Annotated in this window: 20 protein-coding genes; 3 read left to right on the top strand and 17 right to left on the bottom strand. The window is 60.0% G+C overall.

The annotated features are described in order from the left end of the window. Window positions 1-94: 94 nt before the first annotated feature. From LOY28_RS29355 to tssA, 17 genes are all read right to left on the bottom strand, one after another. Entirely contained in the window at window positions 95-376 is a 282-nt protein-coding gene (locus LOY28_RS29355; protein WP_258612874.1) for a hypothetical protein, read from the bottom strand. A 149-nt stretch (window positions 377-525) separates the two neighbouring features. Next, window positions 526-1,113, bottom strand: coding sequence for an immunity 26/phosphotriesterase HocA family protein (locus LOY28_RS29350; protein ID WP_258612873.1), 588 nt, complete (start codon window positions 1,111-1,113; stop codon window positions 526-528). A 133-nt stretch (window positions 1,114-1,246) separates the two neighbouring features. Then, the gene (locus LOY28_RS29345; RefSeq protein ID WP_258612872.1) at window positions 1,247-1,636 is read right to left on the bottom strand and encodes an SMI1/KNR4 family protein; all 390 of its coding nucleotides are present in this window, start codon (window positions 1,634-1,636) and stop codon (window positions 1,247-1,249) included. Window positions 1,637-1,713: 77 nt separating this feature from the next. Then, on the bottom strand, window positions 1,714-2,868 hold the full coding sequence (locus LOY28_RS29340) for an ankyrin repeat domain-containing protein (protein ID WP_018927406.1): 1,155 nt from the start codon (window positions 2,866-2,868) through the stop codon (window positions 1,714-1,716). Continuing rightward, window positions 2,869-7,227, bottom strand: a complete 4,359-nt coding sequence (locus LOY28_RS29335) for an RHS repeat-associated core domain-containing protein (protein WP_258612871.1) — start codon at window positions 7,225-7,227, stop codon at window positions 2,869-2,871. Window positions 7,228-7,239: 12 nt separating this feature from the next. Next, the gene (locus LOY28_RS29330) at window positions 7,240-7,674 is read right to left on the bottom strand and encodes a DcrB-related protein (protein WP_052967849.1); all 435 of its coding nucleotides are present in this window, start codon (window positions 7,672-7,674) and stop codon (window positions 7,240-7,242) included. 18 nt (window positions 7,675-7,692) lie between these two features. Then, window positions 7,693-9,630, bottom strand: a complete 1,938-nt coding sequence (gene tssI / locus LOY28_RS29325) for a type VI secretion system tip protein TssI/VgrG (RefSeq protein WP_018927409.1) — start codon at window positions 9,628-9,630, stop codon at window positions 7,693-7,695. 48 nt (window positions 9,631-9,678) lie between these two features. After that, the gene (gene tssH, locus LOY28_RS29320) at window positions 9,679-12,357 is read right to left on the bottom strand and encodes a type VI secretion system ATPase TssH (protein ID WP_018927410.1); all 2,679 of its coding nucleotides are present in this window, start codon (window positions 12,355-12,357) and stop codon (window positions 9,679-9,681) included. Continuing rightward, entirely contained in the window at window positions 12,350-13,402 is a 1,053-nt protein-coding gene (gene tssG, locus LOY28_RS29315) for a type VI secretion system baseplate subunit TssG (protein WP_026286522.1), read from the bottom strand. The genes tssH and tssG overlap by 8 nt, the downstream gene beginning before the upstream one ends. Further along, window positions 13,366-15,225 carry a type VI secretion system baseplate subunit TssF gene (gene tssF / locus LOY28_RS29310; protein WP_018927412.1) on the bottom strand — a complete coding sequence of 620 codons (1,860 nt, stop codon included), beginning with the start codon at window positions 15,223-15,225 and terminating at the stop codon, window positions 13,366-13,368. Before tssF ends, tssG begins: the two co-directional genes overlap by 37 nt. Then, window positions 15,222-15,734: a type VI secretion system baseplate subunit TssE gene (tssE, locus tag LOY28_RS29305; protein ID WP_018927413.1), complete on the bottom strand. Its 513-nt coding sequence runs from the start codon at window positions 15,732-15,734 to the stop codon at window positions 15,222-15,224. The genes tssF and tssE overlap by 4 nt, the downstream gene beginning before the upstream one ends. After that, a complete protein-coding gene (locus LOY28_RS29300) occupies window positions 15,728-16,153 on the bottom strand; it encodes a hypothetical protein (protein WP_019650056.1) in 426 nt (141 codons plus the stop codon). Before LOY28_RS29300 ends, tssE begins: the two co-directional genes overlap by 7 nt. Next, window positions 16,153-16,605 carry a type VI secretion system amidase effector protein Tae4 gene (locus LOY28_RS29295; protein ID WP_018927415.1) on the bottom strand — a complete coding sequence of 151 codons (453 nt, stop codon included), beginning with the start codon at window positions 16,603-16,605 and terminating at the stop codon, window positions 16,153-16,155. Before LOY28_RS29295 ends, LOY28_RS29300 begins: the two co-directional genes overlap by 1 nt. 82 nt (window positions 16,606-16,687) lie before the next feature. Beyond that, window positions 16,688-17,176: a type VI secretion system tube protein Hcp gene (locus tag LOY28_RS29290; RefSeq protein WP_018927416.1), complete on the bottom strand. Its 489-nt coding sequence runs from the start codon at window positions 17,174-17,176 to the stop codon at window positions 16,688-16,690. A gap of 86 nt (window positions 17,177-17,262) precedes the next feature. Continuing rightward, entirely contained in the window at window positions 17,263-18,756 is a 1,494-nt protein-coding gene (gene tssC / locus LOY28_RS29285) for a type VI secretion system contractile sheath large subunit (RefSeq protein WP_018927417.1), read from the bottom strand. Window positions 18,757-18,771: 15 nt separating this feature from the next. Then, complete coding sequence (gene tssB / locus LOY28_RS29280; protein ID WP_007894500.1) at window positions 18,772-19,281, bottom strand: type VI secretion system contractile sheath small subunit; 510 nt, start codon at window positions 19,279-19,281, stop codon at window positions 18,772-18,774. An 81-nt stretch (window positions 19,282-19,362) separates the two neighbouring features. Then, complete coding sequence (gene tssA, locus LOY28_RS29275; RefSeq protein WP_258612870.1) at window positions 19,363-20,394, bottom strand: type VI secretion system protein TssA; 1,032 nt, start codon at window positions 20,392-20,394, stop codon at window positions 19,363-19,365. A gap of 404 nt (window positions 20,395-20,798) precedes the next feature. On the opposite strand from tssA, the gene tagH reads away from it, so the two are divergent. The 3 genes from tagH to tssK all read left to right on the top strand — a co-directional run bounded on the left by tagH (window position 20,799) and on the right by tssK (window position 24,144). Then, window positions 20,799-22,211, top strand: a complete 1,413-nt coding sequence (gene tagH / locus LOY28_RS29270; protein ID WP_258612869.1) for a type VI secretion system-associated FHA domain protein TagH — start codon at window positions 20,799-20,801, stop codon at window positions 22,209-22,211. A 75-nt stretch (window positions 22,212-22,286) separates the two neighbouring features. After that, the gene (gene tssJ, locus LOY28_RS29265) at window positions 22,287-22,793 is read left to right on the top strand and encodes a type VI secretion system lipoprotein TssJ (RefSeq protein WP_018927420.1); all 507 of its coding nucleotides are present in this window, start codon (window positions 22,287-22,289) and stop codon (window positions 22,791-22,793) included. Between the two features lie 16 nt (window positions 22,794-22,809). Next, window positions 22,810-24,144 carry a type VI secretion system baseplate subunit TssK gene (tssK, locus tag LOY28_RS29260; RefSeq protein ID WP_018927421.1) on the top strand — a complete coding sequence of 445 codons (1,335 nt, stop codon included), beginning with the start codon at window positions 22,810-22,812 and terminating at the stop codon, window positions 24,142-24,144. The last annotated feature ends 2 nt before the right edge of the window (window positions 24,145-24,146 follow it).

Below are 24,146 nucleotides of genomic sequence, written 5' to 3'. Positions count from 1 at the left end.
GGGATGTTTATCCGGCGCAAGCGTCTGGCCGCCGCGCAATCGTTGCGCTTGTTGAGTCGTTCGATGCCTTCCATTGCACCATTCTCCTTGTCGATTACGGCATGCGCATCAGCGCAGTCCTCAGGCGTTTGATCAGCTTCGGATCCTTGAAGCAATCGGCTGGCCGTATGTCATCCAAGGCCGGTACCTGCTGTTCGATCCACCACAACCCTTCCTTAAGTCCTCTTTTACCATAGAGGATGACGGCCGTATCGAGGTTGCCATCCAGTTGTTTCGCCAGGGTGCGGGCATTGTCGTCGAGATAGTCCTCTTCGTATAACCGCACAAGCACTTGCCAATCGGCATCGCTGGGGTAATCGTCTTCCAGCTGTTCCATCTTTTGCGCTCATTGGTCGGGTCAGATCCAGAACCAGAAGACTAACCATAAAAATAATCAAAGAACCGTTCGAGGTTTTCTTCTAAGTCGGTTGATCGAGCACCTTCACAGCTGTTACCACATGCTGTGCATTAAACGCTGCATGCTATTTATCTTAGTGGTACAGGTAAACGTCGGGTTAAAGGTCGCAGACTCTCACGATCCGTCCACAGCCCCGGAAATACTTCAAATTTCAAATCGTCACGGTTAAGTCCAGTATCGAAATAGCGGCACAATCTGTCGCTCAAGTCTTCGTCCCCCCACATGTTGGTAAGCTCATACTGTTCAATAGCATCGCGATTTTTTGAAAGCTTCAGCTCTTTTTGACGCACGGGTGCCAAGCTGTAATCGATAGCGCAGTCTTTGCCGGTATCGATCAGGTCGGCACCGCGAAAGGGGAATCCACCTTCAAAGTTAACGTGCGGTCTTAACCAGTAACGTTCGTGGTCTGGCAGGACCAGTGGAGTCGCAGGCTGTAGTTTTTCGACGGCAAGTCGTTGGGTAACGACCTCCCCTACAAAACCGCTGAACAGAATTTTGCTGTCGTTCAGCACGAGATCGCTCCAGATTCCATTCACGCTCCTCACGTTGTAAAAACGCATGACGGAATTTTTGATCATCTGGCCTACGGTATATAAATCGTCTCGCAGTTTGAGGCTGACTAAATCGCCTTTCTTCCAGGTTATGCGTTTGGCCATGGGGCTCACTCCAGATGCGGACGCTCAAAACTGAGCCCCGTTGTTTCGCTTACTCCTCGTATACATCCTCTTCATTAATCAGCCCTTGAACAAACCGAAGGAAATTCGAGCAGACCAGCTTTTCGGATTCAGCCTAATTTTCTTCAGGGCTTAGGTCGCTATCAAAGCTATCAGTCGTAAAATAACTAACGGCCTCCGTATCAAGATTCAAGCAAAAGAAGTTGCCACCCCAGTCGTTCGCGAAAGGCAGGAGGTGTGCAGGAAGTACCTGTTTTTTTAGCATCAACTGGTAGGTGGACAGCAGCGTGGAGTCGCCACCGGTAATCGGCTTGAATGCAGCCACTTCCAGTGGCTCGTCAAAATCTTCGCTGACCCAATAGGTCCGCTCCGGTACGCCGCCGTTGTACTTGAGATAATGGTTTCTAAAGGGCGTCGGTAGCTTCTTACCAATGGCGGATTCCAGATGATCCAGATCCGCTGGCGTAATGGTCGCTTCGTCATTTGAGAATGTGTTTTCAAGCACTCGTTATCTCCGGTCATGAGCAGCGTCCAAGTTTGGGGCCAACAGGTATTTGGCTGATTCTTTGCCGTTCCACTTTTCTACTGCATTATCCCTGGATCCGGAGCCGGAATGACCACGCTCGCCCAACTGGCTGTACGTTTGCGTTGTGTCAGAACACGCAATGCTGCTGCGTCGGGTTCGCCTTTTTTCGTGAATTTGACAGGCACCAAAACATAGAGCATCACCTTTTCATCGTCGGGGATGATCTCTTTTTCAGTTTTCGTATCCCAGGCTTTATCCACGGCCACGAAAGCATCCACTTCGTCTGGCCAGGCCAGGTTGGCATACATGGCATCGGAACGACGAATCAAGAAGCCTTCCGACAAGGGGCCATTATCGAACGTGTGGCGAGCGAGCAGAGACAGCAACTCAACCGGAAAAACCCAAGGACTGTGGGGGGGAAAACCATGCTGCGTAAGAGGCCAGTCGCCAGGTAAGCATACGAATAATTCGGTATGAGGACTTTTGGCAAAAAGTCCGATGGTGAAGAGTAACTTGAACTTGCTTTTGCCATCAATACAGCTGATACGCAGCTCCAGCCCCTCTTCATTAGTGATGGGACTCAGTTGCGCGGGTAGAACCCAGCCAGCGGTGTTGTGCACGAAAGTGACTATAGAACCACCAAATTCCTCAGGCTGGCTTTCAACGTCCATGATACTGACCGCCCCGGATTTTCTTAAGGTGGACGCAATCTCTGTAAATCCCCAGGTGTTGGCGATGTCCAATGGCGCAGTATTCAGTCTGGTGTGCAGTCGATTGATGTTGGCATGGTGTTCTACAAGAAGATTGACGACGTCCTGATGCCCAAAGGTAATCGCGTCAATCAGCGGGGTGGTTATGCTGTTAGGCCACCCATCCACCAAAGCACCGGCCTCAAGAAACCATTGGCATGTTTGTAAGTGTCCATTGCCAGCGGCTGCGGCAAGTGGCGTGCTATTGCCGGAACTGGCGGCAGGCTGGTCCAGCGCAATACCTAAAGACACCAATAAGCGGCAAATTTCGGTTTGCCCCTGTTCAGCGGCCATGTGCAGCAGGGTTTCATGCCCATCAAGACCATACATGGGCAAGTGCAATAGAACGGAATTTTTCTCTAGGCACTTTTTTAGTGAGGCTGCATTTCCCGACGCGATGTCTGCGTGAATGGCTAATAAAGTTTTAATGTTCTTTTCATAAATTTCTTCTGGGTTGTTCATTTAAAAAATACCTTTTGTCATTTGAGCACCCATGTTTTTCAATGCGTTTTGGACACTGGCCAGCCCGCCGACGTCTGCTTTCTGTAGTATTTCATAGACTTTTTTGGCGCTGGCTATCGAGTGATTCCCTCCACCATTTTGGGCCCAGGTGAAGTTGCGCGGGTCGTTGTTTAGGCCAATTTTGTGTTTGGCCAGAATTTTTTGCGAGTCGGTAATGTACTTTTGATTTTGAGCTTTCCAGCTTTTCGGAGCTTTTTCGCGGACGATATGATGGTAATGCGGCTTTACCATACCCTTAGGTGCAGGCCCCATCGCTCTCTTCTGTGAGGCGCTGAGTCGACAAACTTCCCACCCCCACGGATCCACCCACCCAATCGGATTCGGTGCGTATTGATAGAGGTTGAATCCCCCCGCCAACCCAATCGGATCCGGCGTCGTAAACCGCCCCACATCCGGATCATAAAACCTGAACGTATTGAAATGCAGCCCCGTCTCCCGGTCCAGGTACTGTCCCTGAAACCGCAGGTTCTGCTCTTCAATGTAATACGGCTCGCGCACCTCTTCTAACGTGTTGCCCCACACCCGATAACTTGCCTTCCAGACATTGTGGCCGTCTGCCTCGGTGAGTTGTTCCGGCAGGCCGTTGAGGTCGTTGTGGTAGTAGCGGATTTTTTGCAGTGGGCCGGTGCCGTCGACGCGGGCCAGGGGCTCGTAACCTTCGTCTTCGTAGAGGTAGAGGCTGGTCTGTTGATGGCGATGTTCCTGCAACAGGCGCAGGCCGTCCCAGGTGAAGCGGGTTTCGCCGAGAGGGTAGCCGTTGGTGTCGTGTACGGTTTTTTCGATGCGCCGGCCCAGCGGGTCGTAGGTCATCCTGACCACGCTGCCGTTTGCGTTGCGCACTTCGATCAACCGGCTTTCGGCGTCGTAACCGAAGCGTTGCAAGCCCCGTTGAGCGCTACGTTTTTCGATCATCCGGCCAAACGCGTCATAGCGATAACGCTTGTCCTGATAGGTCAGCAGTTTGTTGTGAACCACCAGCCCGGCGCCGGGTTGTGGGCCGTCCAGCAGGTTGGCGGCGGCGTCGTAGGCGAAGGTTTCGCGCTGGCCGTGCAGGCTGTCCTGGCTGGCGATGATGCGGCCAGTGGCGTCGTAGTGCAGCAGTTGGCGGTGTTGCGTGGTGGGTTGCTGGTCGAGTTTGCCGATCAGGTTGTCGGCGGGGTCGTACTCGAAATGTTTCTGCACCGCTGCCGGCATCAGCGATGGCTGGCTGGTGTGTCGGCGTTGGCGTGAGCGTAAGCGCCCGCTGCGGTCGTATTCGCTGCGGGTGCTGATCTGGCCCTGGGTGCGCAGCACTTCGCGGTGCAGGCGGTCGCGTTCGAAGTCGCTGATGACCTGGCCGTCGAGGTTGATCTGGTGCAGGTGGCCGCTGCCGTAGTACAGGCGATTGAGCCAGCGGCCGTCGGGCAGTTGGGTCTGGATCAGGTTGCCGAGTTCGTCGTAGTGGTAGTGCAGGTTGCCGGCCGCGCTTTGTTCTTCGAGCAACTGGCCGAGGGCGTCGTAGGCGAAGCTCAGGGTTTGTGCGTTGTCCTGGTGGTCGGTGAAGGTGACGGCGGTGAGTTGGTCCAGTGGGTCGTAGGAGTAGTCGGTGCGGCCATCGTCGGTGACTTTGGCGATCAGCCGGCCGACGGCGTCGCGTTCCAGTCGGTGAACGATGGGAGCGGGGGGCGACTCGGGGACGACGGCCAGGCCGTTACCGTAAGGTGCCGGAACAGCCGTGACCGCCGCGACGTTATCCAGCAGGTCATAGGTGTAGCGCTTGGCACTGCCATCCAGATCCTGTTGTTCAATCAGTCGATCCCCAGCATCCCAGGCAAACCGATAACTCTCGCCATTTTCGTTGGTCAGCGCCTGCAGCCGCCCATAGCGGTCGTACCCGAACTGCACCTGCCGGCCATGGGCGTCGGTGCGTTGGCGGACCTGGCCGCGACGGTTGTGTTGGTAGAGCGTGGTGTGCCCGGCCGGGTCGGTATAGCCGGTCAACTGGCCGCTGACGTCGCGCTGATACTGCTCGGTGCGGCCGTCCGGCAATTGGCTGCTGAGCAACCGTCCCTGGGCGTCGTAACTGAATTGGGTGCGTTCGCCGAGGGCATCGGTGATGGTTTGCAGATAGCCCCGGTTGTCGTAGCTGAACCGCGTCGGGTAACCCGAACAATCGATGTGTTCGACCAGTTGGCCGAACGGGTTCCAGCGCAGCCTTTTGCTTTTGCCGGTGGCGTCGATGATCTCGACGACCTGGCCTTGGGTGTCGTAGCGGTATCGCGTTACATGGCCCAGCGGATCGGTTTCGGCGATGCAGTTGCCGCGCTGATCGTAGCGATATTGCCAACTGTTGTCCGCGGTATCGGTTTCCACCAGCGGCAAGGCCCAGTGCTCGAGCCATAGGGTCGATTCACTGCGGCCCAGCGGGTCGGTTTCGCCGATCAGGTTGCCGGCGTCGTCGTAGCTGTATTCATAGCGCCCGCCCTGCGGGTCGGTCGCGCTGAGCAATTGGCGTTCGTCGTTCCACTCGAACTGCCAGGTCTGGCCGAGGTTGTCGGTGTATTCGGTGATCTGGTGCTGGGTGTTCCAGCGCCGTGTACTGATGCGCTGTGAGCCGTCGGTGATGCGCGTTGCACCGGCCTTCAGGTCATAGTCGAACTGGTAAGTGTCGCCTTCGTCGGTCCAGTGCCGGACCACGCGCCATTCAAGGTCTTCAACCAACGCCCATTCATAGAAACATCGCAGCCCCGTGGGCAACTGATGCTCGACCATCCGCCGCCCGGCGTCGTAGGCGAAGCGCCGTTGCACCTGGTCGGTGGCGTCGCGCACTTCGGCCAGGTTGCCCACTGTGTCGTAGCCATAACTGACGAGCACTTCACGATGCTGGTCGGGATACACGCGTTCCACTCGAGCCACGCGGTCGCGCTCCCGAATCAATTCGACCTGCACCAGATCGAAGGTGTCCCGTAGGCGCGCCAACTGTCCGGCGTCGTCATAGTCGAGGTGGATGCGGTTGTCATTGCGGTCACCGAGCTGGTTCAGGCGCAACAACGACGGATTACCGGGTGTACCGTCGAACAGCCGATACAACCCGTCATCGCTTTCAATCAACAATTCCCCATTGCGATGCCGCCGAACACTCAGCCCTTCACCCGCACTGAACACCGCGCCGCCCAGAGGAATCGAGCCCATATCGATGCGCCGGCCCTGTTCATCGGTGTACACCAGCGTTTCCCCGCCCTCCGGGTGAGGCAGGATTTCAACCCGCACCTCGTAGGACACGCTCCAACCCGCTCCGAACAAGCTGTCGCGGCGTTCGTCGCGGCTGTTGTAGAAGCGCTGCCAATCGATCGGCAAGATGCCCGGCAGCACGAAATCCAGCTCTTCGTCCCCACCCAGCACCTTGGCCCCGGTCGCAGCATGCACCGGGTTCGACGAACCCATGGCGGCGTTGGCCATGGCGCCCATGGCGCTGCTGACAGCCATCGACGCCGCGCCGCCGATCAGCATGCACGGCAATTTGCTGAAGAACTTGCCCTTGCCGCCCTTGAGCATCAGCAACGCGGTGACCGCCAGGCCCACGCCCGGGGTCTTGCCGCTGCGGATCTCGCGTACCACCACCGAGCCGCCGCCAATGGTCACGTTGGAGGAAATCAGCCCGGACGATACGACCTTGGCGTCGCAGGTGCTGCGGTCGCCGCTGCGCACGGCAGGCTGGCCGTTGATGGTGACCTTGTCCGAGCCCTCGGCCATGAACTGCGGCGGCATCGGCGGATGCTTCATGCAGACGAGCAGGTCCAGCGGCTTGGGCACGGCGCCGGGCGCCGGAGTGGCGACGGTGGGGCGCCACATCTGCGAGAAGAAGCTCTCGGCCATGTCCAGGTAGCTGGGCTCGGCTTCGGGCTCGGGTGCCTCCAGCTCGGTGCCGGCCGGCGCAACATGGGACGGAATCGCCCCGGCGGCGCGGGCGGCGGGGATGTTGTTGGTGAGGGTGTTGGTGGAACCGGTGAGAATATTCGCCTGCACCGTGGGCGGAAACAGCGCATTGCTGAAGCTCTCGCACAGGTTGCTCAAGCCCTTGTCGGCCCCGGTCTTGCTCATGGCAAGGCCGACGATGGTGCCCACCACCGCGCCGAGCAGGAAGCAGCCGAGGCCGCCGGTGGCGACGGTGATGCCCGTGGCCGCCACCACGGCAGCCGTCGCCAGCGCGGTGATCGCGATGTTGGCCGCCACCTCCAGCACGCCGCCGAGGATGTCGGCCATCATCGAGGTGTGGTCGAGGGCATCGCCCAGGCGGGCGGCCCAGAGTGCGTCAGACATGCAGGGTGCTCATCAGGCCGGAACGTCGAACAACAGCGAACTCTTGATGGTTGCCCAATGCGCGGCTTCGGCATCGCCGAGTTTTTCCGCCTTCACGTAGCTCAGGGCGAGCATTTTGCGGGTGCCGGGCAATACCAGCGCCAACTGATATTGGAAGACTTTGTCGTTGCCCTTGTTGAACTGGCTGCGCAACTCGATGCCTTCGACCTCCTGGCTGGCGCCCAGGCGCACGGCGACACCCGGCTGAAAACGCAAGTCCTGCACTTGTTTTTCCAGGCGCTTGAGCTGGTCGTCGAAGTTGCTTTGCAGGGTTTCGCCCTCGGCCAGCAAGCTGCGGCTGACAATCAGCGAGGTGCCCAGTTCGGGGAACTTGAGGATGTTGATCGTCGCGTCTTGCAGCTCGCCTGCCGGCAGCTGGAACTGGAACTCATTGATGCGGTAAGTCATGGCGCTTGAATCTCGTGGTTAGCCCTTGGGCTTGGGGAATGCGGCATTGATATTGGCGTCGATGCTGGCCTTGACGCCCTGGCCGTCAGGCGTGGCGCCAGGGCCGCCGCCGTTGTTCAGGTGCAGCACGCCGCCGGTGTTGATCTCGGCGTCACCGCTGGCATAGAAGCTTATTTGCACGCCGGTCAGGTTGATCTGGCCGCTGGCATTGAGCTCCAGGATGCTTTCGCCGCATACCAGCCGCAGGTTTTCGCCCACTTCGATGACGTAGCTCTGGCTGATGCTGTCGGTCTTGCGCTGGCCCACCGACAGAATGTCTTCCTGCTTGACGATGCGCAGCCGGTTGTTGCCGATGGTCACCGTCTCGTTATGCCCGATACTTTTGTTGCGGTCGTGGCCCACCGAGTGGCTTTCATCCACCTCGACCACGATGTCCTGATTGCGCTCGGCATGGATGTACAACTGCTCGGCGCCTTTTTTGTCTTCCATGCGAATTTCGTTGAAATTGGCCGGCGAGCCGCCCTTGCTCGAACGGCTTTTCATGCCGCTCTGGGTAGCGTTTTCCGGCAAGTCGTAGGGCACGGTCTGTTCGGCGTTGTAGACGCGGCCGGTGATGATCGGCCGATCCGGGTCGCCTTCGAGGAAGCTGACGATGACTTCCTGGCCGATTCGTGGGATTTGCATCGAGCCCCAGTTTTTTCCGGCCCAGGATTGCGACACGCGAATCCAGCACGAGCTGTTTTCGTTGGATTGGTCGTGACGGTCCCAATAGAAATGCACTTTCACCCGGCCGAACTGGTCGGTCCAGATTTCCTCGCCCTTGGGGCCGACCACCAGTGCGGTCTGCGGGCCTTTGACGATTGGGCGGTGGGTGTTGGGCAGGGGGCGATAGCTTTGTTGTGCATCTATGCAGGTCAGGCTGCTTTCGAACTGCGCCGAAGCCACGCCACCGCTGGTTTCCAGGCTTTCCTGGTCAATGTGGTAGCGGGCGCCGACGATCAGGTATTCGCGGTTCTGGTCCTGGCGGCTGAAGCCGGTGAGGCTGAACAAATGACCCGACCCCAGGCCTCGGGCGTTGCCGGCCAGCTCGACCTGTTCGTGCAGGGTCTGCAAGGCTTCGATGCGGGTACGTGCGTAGTGTTCGCCGTCTTCGCTTTGCACATAGGTGCCGGGGTAGTCGTACAGCGGATAATCGCCGGCGGTGTGCGGACGAGGCATGGCCGAGCGCACGTCAATCCGCGCGCCAGGGCGCTGGAAGTCATAGTCGTTGAGTTCCAGCGAGCCCGGCTGGACTTGCTGGGCCAGGTGCCAATCGTAGATGTGATCGCGTTCGCGCTGCTGCTCATTCTTGGGGTAGTAGGGCACCGAGGCATAGCCGGGCACGTTGGCATGGGCGCCGTAGGCATCGGCCAGAACCAGCACATGACGACCCTGTTCATGGCGGAAGAAGTAGTAGATTCCTTCCTGTTCCATCAGGCGGCTGACGAAGTCGAAGCTGGTTTCGCGATACTGCACGCAGTATTCCCACTCGCGATAGGGCCGGCTCAGGGTATCTTCGAAATCCGAGAAACCCAGGTCACGAAACACCTGCTTGATGATCTGCGGGATGGTCAGGTTCTGGAAAATCCGGCAATCGGACGTGCGGGTCAACAGCCATAGCCAGGGCCGCAGCGTGACCTGGTAACTGGCGAACTGGCCCTGGTCGACGTTCTGGCTGCAACGGGCAACGATGCCATGGAAATGACGCTCGCCACCGCCGTCCAGTTGCAGGCTCAGGCACATGGGTTTGCCGAGCAACTGGTTGAGGTCGATGGCGTTGTCCAGCGAGTGCAGCTGCAACTCATAGTTGAACAGCCGCCCCAATTCTTCGTCTCCGCCCATGTCCTTGAGCAACAGCACATCCGGCCCCAGGGGGCTGGTGATCTTTGCCAGGCGTGAGAGTTGCTTGAATAGCATCAGTTATCCCTTGTCACTGCTCGGTTCCTTCCTACGGAGGAAGGCCGCTTAGGCGGCGTCGCTGAAGTCGTAGTGCAATTCGTTGTCCCGGGCGCTGATCCGCACCCCTGCCAGCGCTTTGCCTTCGAGCATGCGGGTGAGGAATTCGCGGCTCATGTCCGGTAGCAGGCTGTTGGTCAGAATGGTGTCGATCATCCGCCCACCACTTTCGGTTTCGGTGCAGCGGGAGACGATCAGGTCGATCACCGCGTCGTCGTAATCGAACGCCACTTTGTGGGTGTTCTCCACGCGCTTCTTGATGCGGTTGAGTTGCAGGCGGGTAATGGCCTTGAGCATCTCGTCGCTGAGCGGGTAATACGGAATGGTCACCAGGCGGCCCAGCAATGCCGGCGGGAAAATCTCCAGCAGCGGTTGGCGCAGGGCCTTGGCGATTTCTTCGGGCTCCGGCACGTTTTGCGGGTCTTTGCAGACCTGGGCAATCAGTTCGGTGCCAGCGTTGGTGGTCAGCAGAATCAAGGTGTTCTTGAAGTCGATCACCCGGCCTTCGCCGTCCTCCATCACACCTTTGTCGAAGACCTGGAAGAAGATCTCGTGCACGTCCGGGTGGGCCTTTTCCACCTCGTCCAGCAGCACCACGCTGTAGGGTTTGCGCCGCACGGCTTCGGTCAGCACGCCGCCTTCGCCATAGCCGATGTAGCCCGGTGGCGCACCCTTGAGGGTGGACACCGTGTGAGCTTCCTGGAATTCGCTCATGTTGATGGTGATGACGTTTTGCTCGCCGCCGTACATGGCTTCGGCCAGGGCCAGGGCGGTTTCGGTCTTGCCCACGCCGGAGGTGCCGGCGAGCATGAATACCCCGATCGGCTTGCTCGGGTTGTCGAGGCCGGCGCGGGAGGTCTGGATGCGTTTGGCGATCATCTGCAAGGCGTGGTCCTGGCCGATGATGCGTTTTTTCAGGTGCAGGTCGAGGTTGAGCACGGTTTCCAGTTCGTTACGGGCCATGCGGCCCACCGGAATCCCGGTCCAGTCGGCGACCACCGAGGCCACGGCCTGGTAATCGACCGTCGGCAGAATCAACGGGGTTTCGCCTTGCAGGGCGCTGAGACGCTGTTGCAGGTCCACCAGCTTTTCGCGCAAGGCGTGGCTGGTCTCGCTGCCGTCCTCGCTGTCCACCACGCCGACGCGTTCACGCAGGGTGGCGCGGGTGGCGAGCAATTCGTCCACCAGGGTTTTCTCTTCGGCCCAGCGACTTTCCAGCTCGGCGAGGCGTTCGCGTTCGGCACTCAGCAGGTTTTCACTTTGGGTTTGGCGGGCGCCGATGACGATGCCGATGGCGTGCTCGCGGGCGATGATCTGCAGCTCGGTTTCCAACGCCTCGATGCGCCGACGGCTGTCGTCCACTTCGGCCGGCACGGCGTGCAGGCTGATGGCAACGCGGGCGCAGGCGGTGTCCAGCAGGCTCACGGATTTGTCCGGCAGCTGGCGCGCGGGGATGTAGCGATGGGACAGTTTGACCGAGGCTTCCAGGGCTTCGTCGAGGATCTGCACCTGATGGTGTTTTTCCATGGTCGAGGCCACGCCGCGCATCATCAACAGCGCCTTGTCTTCCGACGGCTCGGCCACTTGCACCACCTGGAAACGGCGGGTCAGGGCCGGGTCTTTTTCGATATGCTTTTTGTACTCGGCCCAGGTCGTGGCGGCCACGGTGCGCAGGGTGCCCCGGGCCAGGGCCGGCTTGAGCAGGTTGGCCGCGTCCCCGGTGCCGGCGGCGCCACCGGCACCTACCAGGGTGTGGGCTTCGTCGATAAACAGGATGATCGGTTTTGGTGAGGCCTGGACGTCTTCGATGACTTGGCGCAGGCGCTGTTCGAATTCACCTTTCATGCTCGCGCCGGCCTGCAACAGGCCGACGTCCAGGCTGCGCAGTTCCACATCCTTGAGCGCCGGCGGCACGTCACCGGCGACGATGCGCAGGGCAAAACCTTCGACCACGGCGGTTTTACCGACGCCGGCTTCACCGGTCAGAATCGGGTTGTTCTGCCGACGACGCATGAGGATGTCTACCAATTGGCGGATCTCTTCGTCACGGCCGACGATCGGGTCAAGCTTGCCACTGCGCGCTTGTTCGGTGAGGTCGACGGTAAAACGCTTGAGCGCTTCCTGCTTGCCCATGGCACTTGGGGCCATGGCGCCACTGGCTTCACCGGGCACGCTGCCGGCGTTGAAACCATCGCTGGCGCTGAGTGCATTTTCCGGCGAGTCGCCGACGTACTCGTCAAAACGCTCGCTCAGGGCCTCGACCTTGATCTTGTCGAACTCTGCCGACAGTCCCAGTAATCCATGGCGCAGGCTTGGGGTCTTGAGGATGCCCAGCACCAGATAACCGGTACGCACCTGGCTTTCGCCGAACATCAGGCTGCCGTAGACCCAGCCACGCTCCACGGCTTCTTCCACATGGGAAGACAAGTCAGTGATTGACGTCGAGCCTCGTGGCAAACGGTCCAGGGCGTCGGTCAGGTCCCGGGCCAGGCGCGCCGGCTCGATATTGAACTGGCGGATGAGGCGGTGCAGGTCCGAATCCTGCAATTGCAGCAACTGATGAAACCAGTGGGCCAGTTCCACATAAGGGTTACCGCGCAACTTGCAGAACACGGTGGCGGCTTCGATGGCTTTGTAGGCCACGCTGTTGAGTTTGCCGAACAACGCGGCGCGACTGATTTCACCCATGCTCTTGGCTCCTTGAGATCTGTGAGGTGTTGGCTTGCTCGGCGTAATGCCGGGCCAGTATTAAGTCCTTGGCATCTTTTGCGGGCTTGCCCACCCAGGTATTGAACCCCAGGCGGAAGCGGCCATTGAGTTGCAGCGTCGGCACTTCGGGCTGTTTCAGAACCAGGTTCAGATCCCAGTCCAGTTCATGGCCCAGGTATTCGGCCACCCAGGCCACCAGCTCATTGAAGGATGGGCTGCCGGGCAACATGCTCATGTAGTCGTCCAGCTTGAGCGGCCCCAGGCGAATGCGGAATTTGTGCTGGCGATCCCAGACGCAGCGGCCCAGGCAAAAATCCACGCCCAACTGATGGGCGCTGACGCCCACGCGGCTGCGCTCCGGCAGCACCAGCCATTGGCCGACGTACTCTTCGATCTCCACCGGCAGGCCGAAGTACTCGCCGATGATTGCCTTCAAACCGTCGGGATAGCGGGTTTGTGCCGACAGATGACCGCTGTAATGCAGCTTCGCCGTGTCGGGTATCAGGCCTTGTTTGAGCAGGCTCGGCATGCCTCGACCGCTCAGCGCTGCCAGACGTGCCGACCAGTAGTCATCGTCCGGGCGATCATGGCTGACTGTCGGTCGCGCTTCGGCCCAAGCCCGGTAAAACAGGCTCAGCAGGCGATGGTGGAATACATCCAGAAAGCGTTTGCTGGTGCTGTCGGCGTTGTTGCGCTGGCGTTCACGCACATATTCGGTGAGGTGCAACGGCAACGGGCCGTTGGGGCCGCCGAGGCCAAAAAAGAATTGTTCCAGACGTGCCGGCGAACCGTCGATGCCCGGCTGTACCGAGGCCAGGGTCGAGGGGGCGAAGGTGCAATCGGCTTGCTGCCCAAGGCGCAAGGGGTCATCGGCCAGGCGCAACGAATGACCCAGGCGCGGAAGCTCAGGCGATTCGCACTCGATGCGCCGTAATGCCTGGAAGAAGTCGTATTCCCAGGGCTCCTGGTGCATCGCGTCCAGGGTATTCACAGGGTCGGACGACGTCCGGGTTTGGCTTTCCATCGCATGATCTCGCCGCGCTCGGTGGTACGGATCACCGTCTCGGTAAAACTGTTGATCGACACGTAACGTGCCAGGAAGCGCTCGAACACTGCACCGAGCAAAAAGACGCCCGTGCCACGAAACGCGTTCTCATCGAATTCCAGGGTGATCTCCAGGCCGCGGCCAAACACGATCGGGCCCGGCATTGGCAAACGTCGGGTGCAGGCCTTGCTGCTGACTTCGCGCAGGCCTTCGATCTGCAATTGCAAGGCTGCATCGTTGTCGTCGCCATACAGGCGCAGCAGCTCGCGCAGGGCGGCGGCGCCCTGGCCTTGCTCGCTGAGGGACAAGTAATTGAGCGAAAGCTGGCTGATCAACCGCCAGGCCTTGGCGTCGTGGGCATGGCTGGCGCGTGGGCGGCTCGGGCCGGCCACGCAGCGTACCGCCGCTACCGGTGCGCTGTCGGCCAGGGTGAAGTCGGTCTTGTTGTTGCCCACGCTCATGAACAGGGGCAGGTCGCGGTTGGTGCATAACGCCGTTACGCCCAATTGGCGCAGGTCGTGACGATAGGGCGCCTGCTGGCTGTCCACCAGACTGACGAAGGTTTCGCTGCCGATGTAAGTCGAACGTGGGCCGTTGCGCCGCTGGCCGCTGGAGAGCATGCGGGGTTCGCGCCGCACCGTGTAATACGCCTGATCGCGGCCGTAGCGAGACGGATCGCGGACGGCGTAGAACGGCAAAAAAGGCTGTTCCGACCCGGTGCCATGGCCGGTGAGGGCGGTCAGGGAATGAATCTCGAAATCCATCGGCCGGGTACGGTCGGCGATCACATGGTGTTCATTCACCCGTTCCGACAAGTGGATGCGATCCAGGCGCTTGGGAAACAAGTTGATTGCCGGGGTGCAGAACGGCAGGAACTGTGCGGCACCGACACTGCCTTCCAGGCTCGGATCGTGACGGTCGAACAGCACGATCAATTCCAGCTCCTGGCCCTGGCAGCGTTTGACCGCCCGGCTCAACCCGGTGAAGTCGACAAACAGAAAGCGGCGGGGCAGGGCGAAGTATTCCTGCAACAGGCGATAGCCCTGGAAGGCTCGCGACACCACGGGCAGCGCGGCGTCGGTATCGTCGAACCCCACGGAGCGCAGTGCATCCTGGGGCAGGCGTTCTACCCAATCGCCGCCGGGCTGACGGGCGAAGACGGCGCAGGCGTTACCCAGCAACTGTTCGTAGAGGCGAAAGGGTTGTTCGTCGGCGCCGTTGAGGTACAACGGCAGGTTGTCCAGGGCCAGACTGTTGAAAGGCAGTTCGGCACCGGTGCGCAGGGTCAGGCGCAGGCCAGCCTTGGCCTTGGGGGCACTGGCGGCCAGGCGCCCGAGCACGGCGGACGGGTTGCCGAAGTACTCGGCCTGGCTGACCTGCAATGGCCACAACGTCACCGCATGGGCGGTGCGGTACTCACAGCAGGTTTGGCTTTCGCGACCCAGGGCTGCGCGCAGAACCGTATCCCGGGGCAACGGGAAGCCGCTGCTCAGTGAGCCTTCATCGGGGTCTGCCTGAAATTGCACCACGGTCATCGACGGTGTCGGCGCCAGGTAATGGGGGTACGCGATTTCCAGCAGGTTGTGGGTGAAGGTCGGGTATTCGGCATCGAGCTTGAGCTGTACCCGCGCCGTCAGGTAGGCGAACCCTTCCAGTAAGCGTTCGACGTACGGATCGGCGCAGTCCATGCCGGACAACGTCAGCCGGCTGGCGATTTTCGGGTACTCCTGGGCGAACTCCGCCGCGCTTTCGCGCACGTGGTGCAGTTCCTGGTTGTACAGTTCCAGCAGGCGCGGGTTCATGAGTGTCTCCGCTGGTCGGCGTTGACCACTCGCACATGGCCGGATTCCAGGTCCAAGTCGGTTTGCAGCATCAGGCGCAGCGGCACTGGCTGCGCCCAGAGATCGCCTTCGATCTCGAAACTCAGGGCGTTGTGATTCATCTCGGCGGATGCCCGGGCCCGCACGCGCAGGGTATGGCGCAGAATCCGCGGCTCGAACGTGGCGATGGCCTGGTGGATCAGTGCTTCAAGCGCCGCGATATCGACGTTCGATGCACTGTTGCCGGCCAGGGCTGGCAGCCCGAAGTTGACCACCGAAGTGCCGGCCGGTGTGTGCAGGGTCGCATCGGCGCTGAGCAATGACGTGGTGTTGAGCAGCCACGCCAGGTCCCGCAGCACCGAAGCTTTGAGTTGGGTCAGGGACAGCACGCGCTTGTCGGCGCTTTCCTTGAGGTTGCCTGGGTCGTCGTCGGTCAACCGATCCAGCAGGGACGGTTGCAGGCGATCACGGGTGGCGATGTCGGTTACCACGTAAATGGCGCTACATACATTTTTTGGTCCCCTCCCGTGCCGCAGGACGCAAACGTGTTGACCGCTCCCGCCTCCAGCCCTCCCGGGATCTGGCGGATAGCCTGCATTTTGCTGAGGCAGTCGCGGCTGGGCGCAGGCATGTGCTCGCTGCGCCAGACCGAAAATATCGGGATGTTGTTGAACGTTTCTACGCGCAGTTGCTGTTGTTTATTCAGGCTGAAGCTGCAAGGCCATTCCATGTCCAGCTTCATGCGACTCTGGTCAGGTTTGACCAGCGTGCATTGACCCTGGTCGTCAATCAGGCTGAGTTGCTGCCCAACAAAGACGGCCTGGGTTGTTGGCATCTGGGCATGTTCGGCGCATGCGCTCAGGCTGGTCAGGCTTATCGCCAGGCACATGGCGAGCCGGTGATTTTTCATTATGCGAGCTCCCAGAACCAGACAGCTCTGGATCTGTAAAAGAGGTCGCCGGTTTGGGTCAGGCCCCGATTCCATAGATCAATATGATCGCCAGTACGATTGTCCGCCGACTCCCCTGACTGCTGGAAACAGTCCTTGAAGAAGATAAGCCCGGTCTTGCCCATCAACGTGCGACGCTCCTCGGCGCTGTTACCCAGAATGGTTGGCCGCCCCAGATGATGCTTCCACAACCAGTTCGCCAGCGACTCGGCACCCCGGGCGTGCTCATGTGCACACTTGGGTTCGGTATAGGTGGATTTGTTGACCTTGATGGTCAGCTCTGCATTGAGTGTCGCGCTCATGCGGATAGCACACTGGTTTTCCCAAGGGCCCTCACAGGGCTTGGCGTCAGGATACGTAACCAGAAGGTCGGAATAGGCTTTCCACAAATTGACAAACGAAGGCTTGGCCATGACTCAGACACCGGATGGGAAAGGATTGGATTCGAGCAAGCACCAAAATGCCCCCGGCGCATAACGACGGGGGCACGTTCGATTACACCTTGACGTTCTGGCGGATGTTCCAGCCGAACTTGATCGGCCCGCCTTCCTTGGTGCCGTCGGCTTTTTGCGGCTGGTAGTCCACCAGCACCTTGGCGAAGTTCAGGGTGACGTTTTCAGTCAGACGATCATCGCTGCCCGAGCCGCCGGTGCTCAGGGAACTGATCAGCACTTCTTCCAGGTTGATGATCATGTACTCGACCTGGCTTTCGCCGCCGGCCTTGCGCACGGTCAGCTTGACCTTGTCGATGTGCTTGCCGCTGGCGCAGTGCATCATCAGGTTGGGTGTAGCCTTGTCGACGTACTTGGTCAGCGACAGGTCCTGGACGTTCACCTTGCCGGCTCCGCCGCCGCCGCCCACGTGCATATTGCCGGACTGAGACATGCCCCAGCTCCAGTTCAAGACGTCGATTTCGTCCTTGTGGGCCTTGTCCATGGACTCGCCCTTGATGTCGCCGATCTTGATGAAAATATCAACAGCCATGTTCTCTCCCTGTGTGGTGTCTACCACGTTGTGTTTTTCTGATCGTTCCCACGCTGAGCGTGGGAACGATCACATCAAGGGCGGTGTTACGCGCCTTTGGCCGAAGGCAGCTTGGATACCAGGCGCAGTGACACAGTCAGACCTTCGAGCTGATAGTGCGGGCGCAGGTAGAACCGGGAGTTGTAATACCCCGGGTTGCCTTCCACCTCTTCGACAATCACTTCGGCCGCCGCCAATGGGTGCTGGGCCTTGGTGGTTTCGGTGGAGTGCGCTGGATCACCGTCGACGTAGTTGAGGATCCAGTCCTGCAACCAGCGCTGCATTTCGTCCTTCTCTTTGAAGGAGCCGATCTTGTCGCGCACGATGCACTTCAAGTAATGGGCGAAACGGCAGGTGGCGAACAGGTAGGGCAGGCGCGCGGCCAGGTTGGCGTTGGCGGTAGCATCCGGGTCGTCGTACTCGGCCGGCTTTTGCAGCGACTGGGCGCCGATGAACGCGGCGAAGTCGGTGTTTTTCTTGTGCAGCAGCGGCATGAAACCGTTCTTCGCCAGTTCCGCTTCACGGCGGTCCGAAATGGCGATTTCGGTCGGGCACTTCATGTCCACGCCACCGTCGTCGGTCGGGAAGGTGTGCGCCGGCAGGTTCTCCACTTCACCACCAGACTCCACGCCACGAATGCGCGAGCACCAGCCAAAGTGTTTGAACGAGCGGTTGATGTTCACCGCCATCGCGTAAGCGGCGTTGGCCCAGGTGTACTTGGAGCTGTCGGCGCCGTCGGTGTTTTCTTCGAAGGCGAAGGCTTCCACCGGGTCGGTCTTGGCACCGTACGGCAGGCGTGCCAGGAAGCGCGGCATGGTCAGGCCGATGTAACGCGAGTCTTCCGATTCACGCAGCGAGCGCCAGCCGGCATATTCCGGGGTGGTGAAGATTTTGGTCAGATCGCGCGGGTTCGACAGTTCCTGCCACGAGCCCATGCCCATCACGGTCGGCGATGCGGCGGCAATGAATGGCGCGTGCATGGCGGCGCAGACTTTCGACAGTTCGCCCAGCAATTCGACATCCGGCGGCGACTGGTCGAAGTAGTAATCGCCCACCAGGCAGCCGTAAGGTTCGCCGCCGAACTGGCCGTATTCTTCTTCGTACATCTTTTTGAAGATCGGGCTCTGGTCCCATGCGGTGCCCTTGAATTTCTTCAGGGTCTTGTGCAGGTCGGTCTTGGAGATGTTGAGCACGCGGATCTTGAGCTGCTCGTCGCTCTCGGTATTGTTGACCAGGTAGTGCAAGCCACGCCAGGCGCTTTCCAGTTGCTGGAACTCCGGGTGATGGATGACCTGGTTGACCTGGGCGGTGAGCTTGGCGTCGATGGCGGCGATGATCGACTCGATCGACTTGATGGCGTCGTTGGACACCAGGTCGGTCTGCGCCAGGGCCTGCTCGGCCAGGGTGCGCACGGCGGTCTCGACGGCTTCACGGGCGCGTTCGGTCTTGGGTTTGAATTCTTGCAGCAGCAGGGAGGCGAACTCGCTGGCTTCTTCGGTGGTGCCCAGTGTCTGGGCGCTTGCGCGTACTGGATCGGTCATGATCATTCGTCCTGATTAAGCCTGAGGCTCGGCGGGCTTGGGCGCACTGGCAAGTGCCTGGAGCAGCGCCGGATCCTTGATGGCCTTCATGATGATTTCTTCGGCACCGGTCTTGCCGTCCATGTAGGTCAGCAGGTTGGCCAATTGAGTGCGCGCTTCGAGCAGTTTGTTCAGCGAGTCGACCTTGCGCGCCACGGCGGCCGGGCTGAAGTCGTCCATGCTTTCAAAGGTGATGTCCAGGCTCAGGTTGCCTTCGCCGGTCAGCTCGTTGGGCACGTGGAACGCAACGCGTGGCTGCATGGCCTTGAGGCGGGAGTCGAAGTTGTCCACATCCACTTCAAGGAACTTGCGATCGGCCACAGGTGCCAGAGGCTCGGCCGGCTTGCCGGCGAGGTCAGCCATAACGCCCATTACGAAGGGCAACTGGACCTTTTTCTCGGCGCCGTAAAGCTCGACGTCGTACTCGATCTGCACTCGAGGCGCACGGTTGCGCGCGATGAATTTCTGAGAACTTTGCTTCGCCACGTTGCTGCTCCTGGTCGCTCAAGCGACGGTGTTGGCGTCATCGGCGGTGCCGGTGACGTGACTGCGTGATCCGTACGCTTTTTATTCGCTGTCTGGTCCGCGCAGGTTTTCAAATTGGCTGATGCCGTCGGGAATCAGGTTGCGCACGATCGCCGCGAAGTCGGCGTGCACCAGATTCTTTGCCCGATTCAACAGCACCGGCAGGGGGCTGGAGGGCTCGTGACGGGTGTAATACGCAAGAATCCGGTCCAGGCTGCGCAGCACGTCGTCACGGTTGTTGATTTCGCCGCTGCTGGCGTTAGCGTTGCGCGGCGCGCTTGGCGCGGTGGTGTATTCAACCGGCGCGGCACTGTCGTCGCTGATGGCATCGGGCTGGGGGCTGTCGCCGCTCTGCGGGGCGAACTGGCCGAGAATCTGCAAGGCCATTTTGAGCGGTTGCTTCAATGGGCCAAGGTCAACGCCCTGGGCGGAGCCGACTTGTTCGCTGACGTGTTGCTCGATGGTCTCGGCGGCGCTACGGGCCTCGTGCAAGGCTTTGCGGATGATGTCCAACTGTTCGGGATCGCTGTCGAGGAACGCTCCGGCGAGTTGTTCGGCGCCGAGGTTTTCGTCAGGGAAGCTTTGCAGACCGCTGGCGTTGGCGGCGGCGCGCAGGCTGACAGCGCCAAAGGTTCGCGAACGGGCCAGGATACTTTCGCGCAACAGGCGAATTGTGGCATCGGACGCCAGGCCGGCGAGGGCATTGATGCGCACGGTGGGATCGTTGTCGTCTTCGGCATCCAGGCGTGGATGCAGGTCGGCCCAGTATTGCTTGAGCAATTCGCTGATCAGCGTCAGGACGCGGGCCAGGCCGGGGACACCTTCCAGGGCAAGGGAGCTTTGCAAAAGGAAATGGGTGATACGCAGGTCTTTGCTGCGTTGCAACAAATCCAGGCTTTGCTGCTGGATGCTGCGCCATTCAGGCGGTTCGGCAGGCAATATCGAATCGCCCATGCTGCGCTCGGGCTGGCCTTGGGAATCGCGTTCCAGGCGCAAAAAGTCAGCGTCGTATTCCAGATCTTCGCCACAAGGCGAAGTCGCGGAAACGGCGGCGAGCAGCAAAGGCACTTCCACTGAAATTGATCTCCCTATCGCCCGCGACAGAAACGGGCAGTTCACACGTTAGTTCCAAGTGGAACTTCGCATGTTTCCTTGTGTGTAATGGCCCTTTGGATCCTCTGTGATCTTAAAGTGCCATCACTGTATTCAAGAAAGTTGTTCATTTTTGGTGTAGTACTTATGGCTTGTCAAGGTAAGCTATTTCTCCTGTGTGACAGATGTGAGGTGCTTAACAACCCTCGCGACCGGTAGGTCCAAGAAGGTACTGACGCAGATTTTTTGTCACGTAAACCGGTTAAGATCAGCAAATGTGCTGGTAAAAAGCTGTTTTTTAGGTTGTTTGCAAGGTTTGTCGGCGAGCTTCGCGGGGATTGATCCCTTCATTCGCCGGCGCGCAAAGTGTGCAGCAAGGAGGCAAGATGCCGCTGTGTTTGACTATCACTAGTTATCACAAGATTACCCCTGGTCAATGCTCTGAAAAATCCATGGATCAGGGAGTAATGGCAATTGGCCGTAATTCTGATAATGACTGGGTATTGCCCGATCCAGAGCGCTTGGTTTCCGGAAAGCATTGCGTTATTCAATATAAAGATGGCCGGTATTATTTAACCGATAACAGCACTAATGGTGTGGAATTGGTTAAGGCCGGCATTCGTCTACGCAAAGGAAACAGCGAGCCATTGCAAGATGGGGAAGTTATCCGCATAGGTGATTATGAAATCCAGGCGCGCATCGATTTCAATCTGCCGGTGACTGACAACAACCCTTTTGCCGATTCGTCCAACAGCTTCGAGGCTCTGATGGGGCGTCAGGGCGCCGGCGTGGCTACGCCGACATCGTCGCCCATGACACCACCTGCACATTTCCAGGGTGTGTCGGCCATGGACACGCTGCCGGACTTGTTCGACTTTCTGGCACCGACCACCGTCCCGCCGGCCACCCAGTCCGACCATGTCCCGGCTGAGCAGCACGACTTCCGCCCACCGACCCCGATCCCCAACCCGACGCCCATGGCCGAGCCTGTGCCGCTGGCGTCGGCCCCAGCCCCGGTGATTCCGGAAGATTGGGACCTGTTCAGCGACCAGCCTGCGCCGATGGCAATTGCTCCCTTGCCTGTTGCAGAGGTTGCGCCACCACCCGTACCTCAAATCAGCGTACCGATCGAGCCGGCACCCCTGCGCGAACCGCCCGTGGCTATCGTTGAGCCCCCGGTCAATCCGGTCAGCCCGGTCGACCATTCGCAACCCGACCTGTTGCGAGCCTTTCTGCGCGGCGCCGGGCTGGATCAAGTGCGCCTGGAAAAGGCCCAGGCCGAAGCGCAGATGGAAAACATCGGCCGCAGTTATCGATTGATGGTCGAAGGCCTGATCGATGTCTTGCGCGCCCGCAGCAGCCTCAAGGGCGAGTTTCGCATTCAGCAGACGATGATTCAGCCGGTGGAAAACAACCCGCTGAAATTCGCTCCCAACGTCGATGAGGCCTTGCTGCTGCTGTTGCGCCACACCAATCAGGCGTTCATGGCGCCGGACCTGGCGGTGCGCGACAGCTTCGATGACTTGCGTGCCCACCAGTTGGCGGTGATGGCCGGTGTGGAAGCGGCGATCAAGCATCTGCTGTCGCGTTTCGAGCCGGCACAACTGGAAGAGCGCATGGGCAAGCCCGCTGGCCTGTCGAGCATTTTCAATGGTTCACGACAGGCCCAGTACTGGCAGCAGTTCACCGAGCTCTACAGCAATATTTCCCGTGAGGCCCAGGAGGATTTCCAGGACCTGTTCGGTCGGGAATTCAGCCGTGCCTACGAAGAACACAGTACCAGGCAACGCCGCCGCTGAGCGTGGCCGTTGCATAACGGCATTCAGAGCAAAGAACGGAACAACGGATAGCTGAAACGTCATTGAGGACGCAGGATGATTCACAGGTTTTTACTCGCAGTCGCCACCGCGCTTCTGCTGACCGCGTGTGCCAAGGAGGCCACCAAACCCCAGCCCGAAGAGGCTGAGGCCGACACGGCCGCCGTCGAGTTGCACTTTCACGCCATCGCCGGGCTCAACCCCGGAGCCACTGGCCAGCCGGCCCCGGTCCGGGTGCGCATTTTCGAATTGAAAAATGCCGCCACCTTCGGTCGTTCCGATTATTTCGCACTGGCCGAACGAGCCCAGGCGACGCTCGGTGCGGATCTGATCGACCAGGACGAAGTGCTGATCCAGCCTGGCCAGCAGTTGAGTCTGCAGCGTGACCTCGATCCGGCCACCCGCCATATCGGCGTGCTGGTGGGGTATCGCGAGCTGGATCAGTCGCTGTGGCGCACGGTGATGAACGTCCCGCCGCGCCAATACACCGAATACCAGATCAGCCTCGACGTGCGAGCCGTGCGCAGCGCCGTCGCGGTTCCCCCATCCAGCCCTGCCCAATAAACAATCGGAGCCCCCCATGTCCTGGAACAATCGCGTGGTCTGGTCGGAAGGCATGTTCATTGGAACGCAGCACTTCCAGCAGCATGACCGTTACCTGGAGAATCTCATCGACGCCCGGAGTCGCCCATTGTCGGCCGGTGCCTGGGGGTTTTCTGAGTTGCTGATCGACCAGGGCCTGCTGGCCCAGGGCAAACTGGCGATCATCTCGGCGCGGGGCCTGTTGCCAGACGGCACGCCATTCAACATTCCCCAGGATGATCTGGCGCCGAGCCCGCTGAATATCGATGACAACCTGCGCGATGGTTTGGTGTACCTGGCCTTGCCGCTCAAGCGCGCCGGCGCGCGTGACACCGTTGACGAAGGCGAGGCCCTGGGCGCTGCGCGCTATGTGAGTCAGGTGCGCGAAGTGCGGGACGACAACGCGCCGTTCGAAAACCAGGCCCCGGTGGCCGTGGGGTCGAGGGCACTGCGATTATTGGTCGCCCGGGATGGCATCAGCGACTACGCGGCCATCGGCCTGGTGCGAATCAAGGAGAAACGCGCCGACCGCGCCTTGGTGCTCGATGACACTTACATCCCGCCGCTGCTGGATGTGGTCGCCTCCACGCCCTTGGCTGCGTTTCGCAACGAGCTACTGGGCCTGCTTCATCAACGCGGCGAAGCGCTCGCTGGGCGGGTGGTGGCGTCCGGTGCCGGCGGTGCTTCGGAGATTGCCGACTTCATGCTGCTGCAACTGGTCAACCGTGCTCAGCCGTTGATCCAGCACCTGAGCCACTTGAGCCCTTTGCATCCCGAGCGCTTCTACAGCGAGTTGGTGAGCCTGGCCGGGGAATTCTCGACTTTTACCGCTTCCGGGCGGCGACCGCAGGAATTCCCGCAGTACCAGCATGATGACCTCGCGCTGAGCTTTGCGCCGGTGATGCAAGCCCTGCGTGAAGCGCTGTCGATGCTGATCGACAGCAAGGCCACGCCGATTCCGATCGTCGAAAAAGCCTATGGCATTCATGTGGCCATGCTGGCTGACAAGACCCTGCTCGACAACGCCAGTTTTATTCTGGTGGTGCGCGCCGATGTACCTGCCGAGACCCTGCGCAGCCGCTTCGGCCTGCAGAGCAAAATCGGCTCGGTGGAACACATTCGCGACATGGTCAACCTGCAATTGCCGGGCATCGGCCTGCTGCCGCTGCCGGTGGCGCCACGGCAGATTCCCTATCACGCCGGCTCCACCTATTACGAACTCGACCGGGGCAGCGAGCATTGGCAACAACTGGCCAACTCCGGCGGTTTTGCGTTCCACATCGCGGGTCAGTTCCCGGGGTTGAACCTGGCTTTCTGGGCGATCCGAGGATAAAC

Origin of the sequence: Pseudomonas sp. B21-017, from assembly GCF_024749245.1 — a bacterium.
Classification (GTDB): Bacteria; Pseudomonadota; Gammaproteobacteria; order Pseudomonadales; family Pseudomonadaceae; genus Aquipseudomonas.
The sequence above is the reverse complement of the archived record's forward strand: the minus strand, read 5'-3'. Positions and strand labels throughout refer to the sequence as shown.